The following is an 11,034-nucleotide window of genomic DNA, read 5'->3' as shown; positions in this document are numbered from 1 at the left end:
GCAGGCGGCGGCCAGGCCAGCGGGTCCAGCACCCGCCACGATCATGTCAAAATCTGTCATGGGCGGAGGTTGGGCCTGTGCGGTTGCGCTTTCAAGGCACCTCTTGCCGCAGTCACCGCGGCGGAATCACCGTCTTGATCATGCTGTCGCGCTTGCAGAAGCCCTCATGCCAGGCCGCAAGCTTCGGCCGGCCGTTGCGCCAGCCGAAGTCCGGCATGCGGAAGTCGATGTAGGCGAGTGTAACACCGACAGCGATCGAACCCACATTGATCTCGGACAGGCTGTCCATCCAGTTGGTCTCGACGTCATCCTGCGCGGCATGGATGCGCGCCAGCGCGCGCGTCATCCAGTCTTCCCACTGCAGGCCCTTGGGGCGCGCGGCGACTTCGTAGCGGTAGGCGACGGCGGCATCCGCCATGCCCTGGCCCAGTGCCTGCAGCGTCAGCACGCGGAAGCGTTTCACACCGTCATTGGGGATCAGGGCCGTGTTGCCCGCAACATGGCAGAGATACTCCATGATGACGCGAGAATCATAAACGCCATGACCATGGTCCGTCTCGAGGATCGGAATCTTGCCGATGGGCGAGAGCGCCGCAAGCCGCTCGTTGACCTTCGCCGGGTTGGTGTTCTCGACGATGTGCTCGACGCGCGATCCCAGCCCCACCTCGTGTGCGGTGACCATGGACATGCGGACGAAGGGCGAGAGCAGATCTCCGTAGAGTTTCATGGGCAAGGCACTCCTTTAAAAAAAGCGAGACTGCAGGAAGTTAGAGCATGACCCGCAAAAGTGGAAACCACTTTTGCGATAGGGTCATGCTCATGCAATTGATCTAGAGCATGATCCGCAAAAGTGGAATCCAATTTTGCGAAAAGATCATGCTCAAGCCATTGAACTTGCGCGAGTTCTTTCCGACCAGGTGATTTCACCTGGTCGGAACGCGCGCTAAAGCGCCGGTCAGTCAGCCGAGATCAGCTTGCCCAGCGTCCTCTCCCGCGGCGCGGGAGAGGAAGGGGACCCAACGAAGTTGGGGGAGGTGAGGGAATGCGGGGCTCCGAATTGCATGCAGCACCCTGTTCCCCTCATCTCCCCGTTGCGTTCCGCAACGGGTCCCTTCTTCTCCCGCTGAAGGAGCGGGAGAAGACATCAGCCGTCACAAGGATTCCATTTGACCGCCCGCCGCTCTAGGCGAATTTCGCCAAGCCTCCAAGTGCAGGAAGTGCTGCAGTAAGTGCAGTGCTCACCCCGGTCAATATTTCCGCATCAGGCCAATGAGACGGCCCTGCACCCGCACCCGGTCAGGTCCGAAGATGCGCGTTTCGTAGGATGTGTTCGCCGCTTCCAGCGCCACCGAATCGCCCTTGCGGCGCAGGCGCTTCAGGGTTGCTTCCTCGTCGTCGACGAGGGCCACAACGATATCGCCGTTATGGGCCGTGTCGCCCTTGCGGATGATCACCGTGTCGCCATCGAAGATGCCGGCATCGATCATCGAATCACCCTTGACCTCGAGCGCGAAGTGCTCGCCGCCGCCCAGCATCTCAGGCGGAACCGTGATGTTGGCGGTGTGGTCCTGGATTGCCGAGATCGGCACGCCCGCGGCGATGCGGCCCATCATGGGAATGATCGCGCCCGATGGCGCACCATCCTGGTTGGAGGACATTGGCTTCACCCGGCCGAGATTGCCCTGGATGACGCTGGGCGTGAATCCAGTTGCCTTCTTGGCCGTGAGGCTGGGCGAATGGCTCTCCGGCAGCTTGACGACTTCCAGCGCCCGCGCCCTGTTTGGCATCCGGCGCAGGAAGCCACGTTCCTCCAGCGCCACGATCAGACGGTGCACGCCGGACTTGGACTGGAGATTGAGCGCTTCCTTCATTTCCTCGAAGGAGGGCGGCACGCCTTCCTCCTTCAACCGCTCGTTTATGAAGAGGAGGAGTTCAAGTTGCTTCCGCGTCAGCATTGGCCGGTTCTCTCGATGTTCGTTGTCCGGAATCGGAACAAATCCAAAACACAGATATCCGTACCCATTTAGTTCTGCAAGTGTTTACATTCCGTAATCGTTTAGAAATCAAGGCGTAAGATTTTTACGACGTCATGCTGGCTTGCCGCCGGTGCATGGGGCGGGCGCACGATCAGCGCCTGGGCCTCGCGGAAGGTGCGCTGCATGGAGGAATCCTGCCGGTCGAACGGCGTGGCGATTCGCCCGCCGCCGGCGTCCTCGCTGAGCGTGGCGCGCACATAATCCTGGCGCTGGTCGTTCGCCTTCATGGGCGCGCCGAGCCGCGCCTCCACCAGATCCTCCGCCATGGGCAAACCCAGCATCGCCTCGATCAGCGGCTTCAGGAACAGCCGGGCGCAGACCAGCGCCGAGACGGGATTGCCGGGAAGCCCCAGCACATGCTGCCCCTTGCGCCTGCCATACATGAAGGGCTTGCCTGGCCGCATGGCGATCTTCCAGAAGTCGATCGCCACACCAGAGTTCCTGAGCGCCTCCTGCACATAGTCATGGTCACCCACGGAGGCGCCGCCGGTGGTCACGAGAATGTCCGCCCTGGCTGCCTTGGCGATGGCGCGTTCTGTGGCCTTGAGACTGTCGGCCACGATGCCGAAGTTCACCACCTCCGCACCGAGAAGGGCCGCCATGGCGGCCAGCGCGTGGCTGTTGGAGGAGACGATCTGGTCAGCGGCGGGCCGCTGCCCCGGCAGCACCAGCTCGTCGCCCGTGGCGATCAGCGCCACCAGCGGGCGGCGGCGCACGGAAAGCGCTGCTGCATTTGCCGCTGCGGCCAAACCGATGTCGCGGGCGTTGAGGCGCAAGCCTGCCGGCAGCAGCCCATCGCCCCGGCGGAAGTCGAGGCCTGCGGCGCGCACATTCTGCTGCGGTTTCACAGGCTGCAGGGCCGTGACCATGCCGCCTTTCGCCTCGGTGTTTTCCTGGATCAGGACAGCATCCGCGCCCCTGGGCATTGGGGCACCCGTGAAGATGCGCACGCAGTGGCCCTTCGCCACTTTGCCCTTGAAGCCATGGCCGGCGGCGGAGGTGCCTGCGAGCTTCAGCGTTACCGGTGTTGCCGCAAGATCGGCAGCGATCACCGCATAGCCGTCCATGGCGGAGCCGTCGAAAGGCGGCTGGTCACGCATCGCCTTCAGTGGCTTTGCCAGCACGCGGCCGAGCGCCTTGTCCAGCACGACGGCTTCGATCTGAAGCGGCTTCACGCCCTTCAGGATGCGGTCACGGGCGTCCTCGACGGGCAGCAGCGCCATTTCAGTTCACTCCGCGGTGAAGTGGCCGGATTTTCCGCCCGCCTTTTCGACGAGCCTCAGATTGGTGATCTTCATGCCCCGGTCCACGGCCTTGCACATGTCATAGAGCGTCAGGCAGGCAACCGAGCAGGCAGTGAGCGCCTCCATCTCGACACCCGTCTTCCCCTCGACCTTCACCGTGGCCGAAACCTCGATTGCCGAAGCCGCCTCATCGGGCGTGAAATCCACCGTCACCTTGGTGATCATCAGCGGGTGGCAGAGCGGGATCAGCTCATGCGTCTTCTTTGCCGCCATGATGCCGGCGATGCGCGCCGTGGCGATCACATCGCCCTTCTTCGCCTTGCCTTCAAGAATGAGGCTCAGTGTCTCCGGTAGCATCTCGACCACGGCCTTCGCCGTCGCACTGCGGCTGGTCACGGTCTTGTCTGACACGTCCACCATATGGGCATTGCCGGAGGAATCGAGGTGGGTGAGCTTGCTCATGGCTTCGTCAGGATAGCACGGGTCGCGGCGGCAACGTCCTGCTGCCGCATCAGGCTCTCGCCGATGAGGAAGGCGTTGACGCCCACCCCGGCAAGCCGCGCCAGGTCAGACGGGGTGAACAGCCCGCTTTCCCCAACAATCATCCGGTCCTTGGGGATCATCGGCGCCAGGCGCTCGGTTGTCGCCAGTGTCGTCTCGAAGGTGTGGAGGTTGCGGTTGTTGATGCCGATCATCCGTGAGCGGAGCTTCAGCGCGCGCGCCAGCTCGTCCTCGTCATGAACCTCGATCAGCACGTCGAGGCCCCAATGCTCCGCGGCGGATTCGAGTTCGGCGGCGAGCGCATCATCGATCATCGCCATGATGAGCAGGATGCAGTCACCGCCCCAGGCGCGCGCTTCCGCCACCTGCCAGGTGTCCAGCATGAAATCCTTGCGCAGTGCGGGAAGCGTACAGGCCCCGCGCGAGGCGGTCAGGAAGTCCGGCGCGCCCTGGAAGGAGGGCGTATCGGTCAGCACCGAAAGACAGGCCGCACCACCCGCCTCATAGGCCTTGGCGAGTGACGGCGGGTCGAAATCGGCGCGGATCAGTCCCTTGGACGGGCTCGCCTTCTTGATCTCGGCGATGAGGCCCCATTGGCCCGCCGCCGCCCTGGCGTCGAGCGCCTTCGCAAACCCGCGCACGGGCGGTGCCGCCTTCGCCTGGGCTTCGAGTGCCGAGAGCGATAGCTGCGTCTTGGCCTTGGCCACTTCGTCCCGCTTATAGGCCGCGATCTTGTCGAGGATGGTCGCCATCAGGAATTCGATACCTTCACCAGCGTGGCGAGCGCTGCTTCCGCCGCACCACTGTCGATTGCCGTCTGTGCGGCAGAAACACCCTGCGTCAGGTCCGCAGCCTTGCCCGCCACCACGAGGGCCGCACCTGCCGTCATGACCGCGGCATCACGGAAGGCGGAAGGCTTGCCCGCCAGCACATGACGCAGCGCATCGGCATTCTGTGCTGCTTCGCCGCCTTTCAGTTCCGCGAAGGAGGAGCGCTTGAGGCCCACGGCCTCCGGCGTGATCTCGAAGCTGGTGACCTGTCCGTCCTTCAACTCGGAAATCCACGTCGTGCCCGTCGGCACGATCTCGTCCATGCCGCCCTCGCCATGGCAGATCCAGCAGGCCTCGCTGCCCAGGTTCTTCAGCACATGCGCCAGGGGCTCCACCCACTGGCGCGAGAAGACGCCCGTCACCTGCCGCCGCGCACCCGCAGGGTTGGAGAGGGGGCCCAGCAGGTTGAAGATCGTGCGCGTGCCGAGTTCCACGCGCGAGGGGCCCACATGCTTCATGGAGGAATGATGCGACGGCGCGAACATGAAGCCCACGCCCGCCTGGCCGATGCAGTCCGAAATCCGCTCGGGCCCGATGTCCAGCTTGACGCCGAGCGCCATCAGCACATCCGCCGCACCGGATTTCGATGACAGCGCACGGTTGCCGTGCTTGGCGACCTTGAGACCGGCGCCCGCCGCCACGAAGGCCGCACAAGTCGAGATGTTGTAGGAGCCGGAGGCATCTCCCCCGGTGCCGACGATGTCGATCGCATCGGCTGGCGCAGCAACGCGCAGCATCTTCTCGCGCATGATTTCAACAGCGCCGGTGATCTCGTCCACCGTCTCGCCACGCACCCTGAGCGCCATGAGGAAGCCGCCGATCTGCGACGGCGTCGCATCGCCCGACATCATCACGCCGAAGGCCTCGCGCGCTTCGGCCCGGGTGAGGGGCGTTCCAGCGGCAACCTTGCCGATGAGCGGTTTCAGATCAGCCATCAGCCAGCCCTCGCCAGGTTCAGAAAGTTCCTGAGGATCTTGTGCCCATGCTCGGAGGCGATGGACTCCGGGTGGAACTGCACGCCATGCACATTCCGTGTCTTGTGCTGCAGGCCCATGATGAGCCCGTCAGTTTCCGCCGTGACCTCGAAACACTCCGGCAGACTCTCCCGCTCGACGATGAGGGAGTGATAGCGCGTTGCGGTAAAATCCTGCGGCAGGCCCTCGAACACGCCCTTGCCCGTGTGGTGGATCTTGCTCGTCTTGCCATGCATCTGGGCGGGCGCGCGGATCACCTTGCCGCCGAAGCATTGCCCCATCGACTGAAGGCCGAGGCAAACGCCGAAGACCGGAATGGTCTCGGACGCCTTCTCGATCAGTTCGAGGCAGATGCCCGCCTCATTGGGCGTGCCAGGGCCGGGCGAGATCACGATGGCCTCAGGCCTGGCCGAGATCACCTGTCCGACGCTGATCTTGTCGTTCCGGTGCACCACGGTCTCCGCGCCAACATCGCCGAGGAAATGGTAAAGATTATAGGTGAAGCTGTCGTAGTTATCGATGAGGATGATCATTGCGCCCTCCCGGCGCGGCCCGCGAAGCGCACCGCTTCCTCCGCCGCGCGGAACAGCGCCTTGGCCTTGTTCACACACTCCTGGTGCTCAGCCTCGGGGATCGAGTCGGCTACCACACCGGCACCTGCCTGCACATACATCTTGCCATCCTTGACGATGGCCGTGCGCAGCACGATGCAGGTGTCCATCTCGCCATCCGCCGAGAAATACCCCACACAGCCCGCATAGACGCCGCGCTTGCTCTTCTCGAATTCATCGATGATTTCCATCGCCCTGACCTTGGGCGCACCCGACACGGTGCCGGCCGGAAAGCCTGCGACCAGCGCATCGATGGTGTCATGCTTGCTCGAGAGTTTTCCCTCGACGTTGGACACGATGTGCATCACCTGGCTGTAATATTCGAGGATGAACTGGTCGGTGACCTTGATCGAGCCGATGTCGGCGACGCGGCCCACGTCGTTGCGCCCGAGGTCCAGCAGCATCAGATGCTCGGCGCGCTCCTTGGGGTCGGCAAGGAGCTCCTCCGCCAGTGCGCGGTCCTCCGCAGGTGTGGCGCCGCGGCGGCGCGTTCCGGCGATGGGGCGGATGGATACTTTGCCGTCGCGCACGCGCACCAGGATTTCCGGGCTGGAGCCGATGACCGAGAAGCTGTCGAAGTCGAGGTAATAAAGGAAGGGCGAGGGGTTCACCCGCCGCAGCGAGCGGTAGAGCGCGAAGGGCGGCAGCGTGAACTCCGTCTCGAAACGCTGTGACAGCACCACCTGGAAGATGTCGCCCGCCGCAATATGCTCCTTCGCCTTCAGCACCATCGCCTTGTATTCCTCAGGCGAGGTGTTGGAGCGCGGGGTGCCGATGGGCGAGACGTCGGCCTCCTTCAGGGCCCGGTGGTCAAGCGGCCGGTCGAGCGCGTCGACCACTTCGCTGATCCGCTCCTGTGCCCGCACATAGGCGGCCCGCGCGGTTACGCCCGCGCCGGGGTAGACCGGAGAGGTGACGGTGACCTCGTCCTTCACGCTGTCGAAGATCGCCATGATGGTGGGGCGGATCAGCACGGCATCGGGAAGGCCCAGCGTATCCGGATTTGGCTCTGGCAGGTCCTCCATCAGGCGGACCATGTCATAGCCCATATAGCCGAAGACGCCTGCCGCCATGGGCGGGGAACCCTCAGGCAGGCTGATGCGGCTTTCGGCCAGCAACGCGCGCAGCGACTGAAGGGGGGGAAGCCCCGTGTCCTCGAACGGCCCCTGCGGATCCGTGCCCGCCATGCGGTTGAGCGAGGCCTTACCCCCTTCGACCTTCCAGATCAGATCCGGGTTGAGGCCGATGATGGAATAGCGCCCGCGCACGGCGCCACCCTCTACCGATTCCAGCAGAAACGAATAGCGCGCATTGCGCGCAAGCTTCAGCTTGGCGGAAACCGGCGTCTCGAGGTCAGCGACGAGCCGTGTCGAGAGAACCTGCGGTTCCCCAAGGTCATAGGCGCGGGCGAAACTGTCGTAGTCGGGAGCGATGATCATTGCTGGTCCGGCAAAAGCATCTGGGGATCGGTTCAGTTGGTCTGTTGTCCCGAGATGTTCTGCCAGACCGCCTCGTTCACCGTGACACCCGCTTCCTTCTCCAGGGCTGCGATATAGGCGGTCAACACATTGTCGGCGACCTGGCCCTTGAGCGCATCGCTGATCTGCTTTGCCTCGGCTGAGCCTGCGACGAAGGCCGGCAGCAGGACTGGCTGCGACTGCATGATCCTGGCACTGCGCCCGTCAGGTTCGAGTGCATAGGCGAATCCAGTCTCAGGCGTCGCAAACAGGGCGGCAATGGCGTCAGGGCTGAAGCTGTCACTGCGCTCGGCGCGGCGCAGGCCCTGGGCGGTCTTGACCTCGGCGGCCGCTTCGGTGGCGAGTTCGTCGAGCTTGGCGCCAGACTTCGCACGCTCGACCAGCGCCTTCGCCTTATCCTGCGCGAGCGTCCGCAGCTTGGCAGCGGTGACGGCGGCGCTGGCTTGCGCCTTCACCTCCTCGAAGGGCCGCAGTGCCGAGGGAATGACCTCACGCACTTCGTACCAGACATAGCCGTTGTCGAGGGAGAGCGCGTCGTTCTCAACGCCCACGTCACTGGCGAAGGCCGCCTTCACCAGTTCCTGTGCCGCGGGCATGGGCACGGGCTTGCCGTCCTTGCCGTTACCCTGGCTGTCGACGGCGGATATGAGCTGGAAGGGAAGGCCGGTCTTCGCAGCAATATCCTCGAAAGGCGACTGCTCCGCGCGGGCATCCTCGACCGCGTCATAGATCGACTGGATCTCCTCGCTTGCGCGCTGGAGCTTCAGGCGTTCCGTCAGTTCGGCGCGGACCTCGTCCAGGCTCGACTGCTTCTCCGGCGTGATCTGCTCCGCCTTCACGAGCACAGTTGCCAGCGTGCCCTTCACGGGTTCGCTGACCTGCCCTTGGGCCAAGCCAAAGGCCGCCTCGGCGATGGCGGCATCGATGAAGTCCGTCTTCGCCTTGTCGGCGAAGGTCACATCCTGCTCGGTGAAGCCAAGCTCCTTGGCGAGCGCCATGAAATCCGTGCCCGCGGCCAGCTTCTGCTGCCCGGCCTGGGCCTCCTCGAGGCTGGGGAAGGAAATCTGCAGGACGGTGCGCTTCTCAGGCGTGAAATAATCGCGCTGATACTTCTCGAAGCCTTCAGCAATGTCTTCCTCGGTCAGCGTCACCTTGCTGGCGATGTCGGCGGGTTCCACCTTCATCGTCGCGATCACCCGGTATTCGGGCGCTGTGTAGGCGGTTGGGTTGGCCTCGTATTCCTTTTTGATCTCGTCTTCGGACGGAGCCGCCACTTCGCTGTCCTGCGCGGTGACGATGAAGTAGCGCGCATCGCGCTGTTCGTTGTCGAAGCGGTACTGCGCCTCGAGCAGGCCGCGGTTCACCGGCATATCGGCGGTGGCGGTCCCGACCAGCGCCTCGCGCAGCAGCCTCTGGCGCTCGCCGGCGAAGAAGGCCTGCTCGTTCAGGCCGTTCTGCTCCAGAAGCATCTTGAAGCGTCCAGCGTCGAACTTGCCGGCGGCGTCCAGGAAGCCGGGCTTGAGCATCACTTCCTGCGCCAGATAGGTGCTGGATACGCCGAGGTTGAGCTTGCCCGCCTGGTGGTCAAGGGCGGCCGACTGCAGAAGATTGTCGAGAATCGCCTTGTCGATGCCGAGTGCGCGGGCCTCCTCCGGCGTGATGCCGCGCCCGGTCTGGCGGGCATAGTTCTGGAGATATTCGCGGAACGCGTTGCTGAACTGCTCGGGCGCGATCTCCTGCTTGCCGACGGTTGCCAGAGCGCCGGTGGCGCTGCCCCTGAACACGTCTGCGATGCCCCACACGCCGAAGCTCAAGGCAAGAAGGCCGATCAGGACCTTCGCCACCCAGCCCTTGGCGGCATTGCGCATGGATTCCATCATGGGGAGTCGTCCCTTTCACATTATGCCCGGTTGAGGGCGCGGCGCACTATAGGTAGGCCATCACCCCCTCGCAAGTGCGGTATGCGTCTGCTAAGAGGCTATTTTCAAGCACTTGGGGAGCAAAATAATGGCAAGTGAGGGGCCGCGGGCGCTGGTCGCCGGGAACTGGAAGATGAACGGCAGCGTGGCCATGCTGAAGGAGCCGCGGCTCCTCGCCGCCATGCTGAAGGATGTGAAGCTGAAGGCGGATGTCATGGTCTGCCCGCCGGCCGTCATCCTCAGGCGGGTGAAGTCCGTCCTCAAGGGCACGCGGATCAAGGTCGGCGGGCAGGACTGCCACTGGAACCCGGCTGGCGCCCATACCGGCGACGTCTCCGCCGAGATGCTGAAGGAGGCAGGCTGCTCGGCCGTCATCGTCGGCCATTCCGAGCGCCGCACCAACCATGGCGAGACGGATGACATGGTGGCCCGCAAGGCCAGGGCCGCCCAGCGCGCGGGCCTTATCGCCATCATCTGCATCGGCGAGACGCTGGAAGAGCGCAAGGCGGGCAGGACGCTTGACGTCGTCGCCGGGCAGCTGAAGGCCTCGCTCCCCGAAGGATCGACCGCCGCCAATACCGTGATCGCCTATGAGCCCGTATGGGCCATCGGCACCGGCCTCACGCCGACAACCGCCGAGGTGGCCGAGGTCCATGCCCTGATCCGCAAGGAGCTGGGCCAGCTGATGGGCGGGGAGGGGGTCCAGACCCGCATCCTCTATGGCGGCTCGGTCAAGGCGTCGAACGCGGCAGAGCTCATGGGCCAGCCCCACGTCAATGGCGCACTCGTCGGCGGCGCCAGCCTGAAGGCCGCCGATTTCCTCGGCATCATCAAGGTCTATACGTGATGAGCGAGATCCCGACCCTCACCAAGCGCAAGCTGCAGGCGCAGGTCATCGGTCCCATCCACGCCGAGATGGTGGAACAGCTGGGCGAGGAGAAGGCCAATGCCATCCTCGACGCCGCCATCCGCAAGGCGGCGATCGCCGAGGGCAAGTACTTCGCGCAAAAGGCCGGAACCACCTCCATGGCCGATTTCATCAAGCTCTATGAGCTGTGGACGGCCGACGGCGCGCTCGAGATGAAGGTCCTCAAGGCGGATGACGAGACATTCGACTTCGACATCACCCGCTGCCGCTATGCCGAATCCTACAAGGAAATGGGATTAGGCAAGATCGGCCATCTCCTGTCCTGCAACCGGGACGGCACGTTCTGCCAGGGCTATGACCCGAACATCACGCTGGAGCGCAAGCAGACGATCATGGAGGGTGCACCCTGCTGCACCTTCCGTTACCGCTACGCCAAGGAGACTTCAGGCACGTAGAGCAAATGCCAGGTCTAACCTAGTGGATTGACTCCAACGTTTGGAACCCACGGTTCCGAGCTGCGATGATATCGCCAGGGTTGGCTTTCCATGCGAAGGGTTTGGGACTGGAGGCGTT

Annotated in this window: 11 protein-coding genes; 2 read left to right on the top strand and 9 right to left on the bottom strand. The window is 64.0% G+C overall.

The features are described 5' to 3' along the window. Window positions 1–112: 112 nt before the first annotated feature. The 9 genes from ACILRA_RS12810 to ACILRA_RS12770 all read right to left on the bottom strand — a co-directional run bounded on the left by ACILRA_RS12810 (window position 113) and on the right by ACILRA_RS12770 (window position 9,554). Window positions 113–727 (bottom strand): glutathione S-transferase family protein, encoded by a 615-nt coding sequence (locus ACILRA_RS12810; RefSeq protein WP_395662485.1) that lies wholly within the window; start codon window positions 725–727, stop codon window positions 113–115. Window positions 728–1,247: 520 nt separating this feature from the next. After that, the gene (gene lexA, locus ACILRA_RS12805; protein ID WP_395662484.1) at window positions 1,248–1,955 is read right to left on the bottom strand and encodes a transcriptional repressor LexA; all 708 of its coding nucleotides are present in this window, start codon (window positions 1,953–1,955) and stop codon (window positions 1,248–1,250) included. Window positions 1,956–2,056: 101 nt separating this feature from the next. Continuing rightward, entirely contained in the window at window positions 2,057–3,259 is a 1,203-nt protein-coding gene (gene glp / locus ACILRA_RS12800; RefSeq protein WP_395662483.1) for a gephyrin-like molybdotransferase Glp, read from the bottom strand. Window positions 3,260–3,265: 6 nt separating this feature from the next. After that, the gene (gene moaC, locus ACILRA_RS12795) at window positions 3,266–3,742 is read right to left on the bottom strand and encodes a cyclic pyranopterin monophosphate synthase MoaC (RefSeq protein ID WP_395662482.1); all 477 of its coding nucleotides are present in this window, start codon (window positions 3,740–3,742) and stop codon (window positions 3,266–3,268) included. After that, window positions 3,739–4,533, bottom strand: a complete 795-nt coding sequence (trpC, locus tag ACILRA_RS12790) for an indole-3-glycerol phosphate synthase TrpC (protein ID WP_395662481.1) — start codon at window positions 4,531–4,533, stop codon at window positions 3,739–3,741. Before trpC ends, moaC begins: the two co-directional genes overlap by 4 nt. Further along, window positions 4,533–5,546, bottom strand: a complete 1,014-nt coding sequence (gene trpD / locus ACILRA_RS12785; RefSeq protein ID WP_395662480.1) for an anthranilate phosphoribosyltransferase — start codon at window positions 5,544–5,546, stop codon at window positions 4,533–4,535. Before trpD ends, trpC begins: the two co-directional genes overlap by 1 nt. Then, window positions 5,546–6,118: an anthranilate synthase component II gene (locus tag ACILRA_RS12780; RefSeq protein ID WP_395662479.1), complete on the bottom strand. Its 573-nt coding sequence runs from the start codon at window positions 6,116–6,118 to the stop codon at window positions 5,546–5,548. Before ACILRA_RS12780 ends, trpD begins: the two co-directional genes overlap by 1 nt. Further along, window positions 6,115–7,635, bottom strand: coding sequence for an anthranilate synthase component I (gene trpE, locus ACILRA_RS12775; RefSeq protein ID WP_395662478.1), 1,521 nt, complete (start codon window positions 7,633–7,635; stop codon window positions 6,115–6,117). Before trpE ends, ACILRA_RS12780 begins: the two co-directional genes overlap by 4 nt. 32 nt (window positions 7,636–7,667) lie before the next feature. Next, window positions 7,668–9,554, bottom strand: a complete 1,887-nt coding sequence (locus tag ACILRA_RS12770) for a SurA N-terminal domain-containing protein (RefSeq protein ID WP_395662477.1) — start codon at window positions 9,552–9,554, stop codon at window positions 7,668–7,670. Window positions 9,555–9,681: 127 nt separating this feature from the next. Here ACILRA_RS12770 and tpiA point away from each other — a divergent pair, with 127 nt between their 5' ends. Both tpiA and ACILRA_RS12760 read left to right on the top strand, forming a co-directional pair. Then, a complete protein-coding gene (tpiA, locus tag ACILRA_RS12765) occupies window positions 9,682–10,440 on the top strand; it encodes a triose-phosphate isomerase (protein ID WP_395662476.1) in 759 nt (252 codons plus the stop codon). Beyond that, window positions 10,440–10,916: an L-2-amino-thiazoline-4-carboxylic acid hydrolase gene (locus tag ACILRA_RS12760; RefSeq protein WP_395662475.1), complete on the top strand. Its 477-nt coding sequence runs from the start codon at window positions 10,440–10,442 to the stop codon at window positions 10,914–10,916. The genes tpiA and ACILRA_RS12760 overlap by 1 nt, the downstream gene beginning before the upstream one ends. Window positions 10,917–11,034 lie beyond the last annotated feature (118 nt).

The sequence above is a fragment of the Aestuariivirga sp. genome, assembly GCF_044239095.1.
Lineage (GTDB): Bacteria > Pseudomonadota > Alphaproteobacteria > Rhizobiales > Aestuariivirgaceae > Aestuariivirga.
This window is presented reverse-complemented; position numbering and strand designations above follow the sequence as displayed.

What these genes read in the sequence shown, in the direction of transcription:
- ACILRA_RS12810 (WP_395662485.1), bottom strand. Translation starts at nt 727, where the DNA reads ATGAAACTCTACGGAGATCTGCTCTCGCCCTTCGTCCGCATGTCCATG.
- lexA (WP_395662484.1), bottom strand. Translation starts at nt 1,955, where the DNA reads ATGCTGACGCGGAAGCAACTTGAACTCCTCCTCTTCATAAACGAGCGG.
- glp (WP_395662483.1), bottom strand. Translation starts at nt 3,259, where the DNA reads ATGGCGCTGCTGCCCGTCGAGGACGCCCGTGACCGCATCCTGAAGGGC.
- moaC (WP_395662482.1), bottom strand. Translation starts at nt 3,742, where the DNA reads ATGAGCAAGCTCACCCACCTCGATTCCTCCGGCAATGCCCATATGGTG.
- trpC (WP_395662481.1), bottom strand. Translation starts at nt 4,533, where the DNA reads ATGGCGACCATCCTCGACAAGATCGCGGCCTATAAGCGGGACGAAGTG.
- trpD (WP_395662480.1), bottom strand. Translation starts at nt 5,546, where the DNA reads ATGGCTGATCTGAAACCGCTCATCGGCAAGGTTGCCGCTGGAACGCCC.
- ACILRA_RS12780 (WP_395662479.1), bottom strand. Translation starts at nt 6,118, where the DNA reads ATGATCATCCTCATCGATAACTACGACAGCTTCACCTATAATCTTTAC.
- trpE (WP_395662478.1), bottom strand. Translation starts at nt 7,635, where the DNA reads ATGATCATCGCTCCCGACTACGACAGTTTCGCCCGCGCCTATGACCTT.
- ACILRA_RS12770 (WP_395662477.1), bottom strand. Translation starts at nt 9,554, where the DNA reads ATGATGGAATCCATGCGCAATGCCGCCAAGGGCTGGGTGGCGAAGGTC.
- tpiA (WP_395662476.1), top strand. Translation starts at nt 9,682, where the DNA reads ATGGCAAGTGAGGGGCCGCGGGCGCTGGTCGCCGGGAACTGGAAGATG.
- ACILRA_RS12760 (WP_395662475.1), top strand. Translation starts at nt 10,440, where the DNA reads ATGAGCGAGATCCCGACCCTCACCAAGCGCAAGCTGCAGGCGCAGGTC.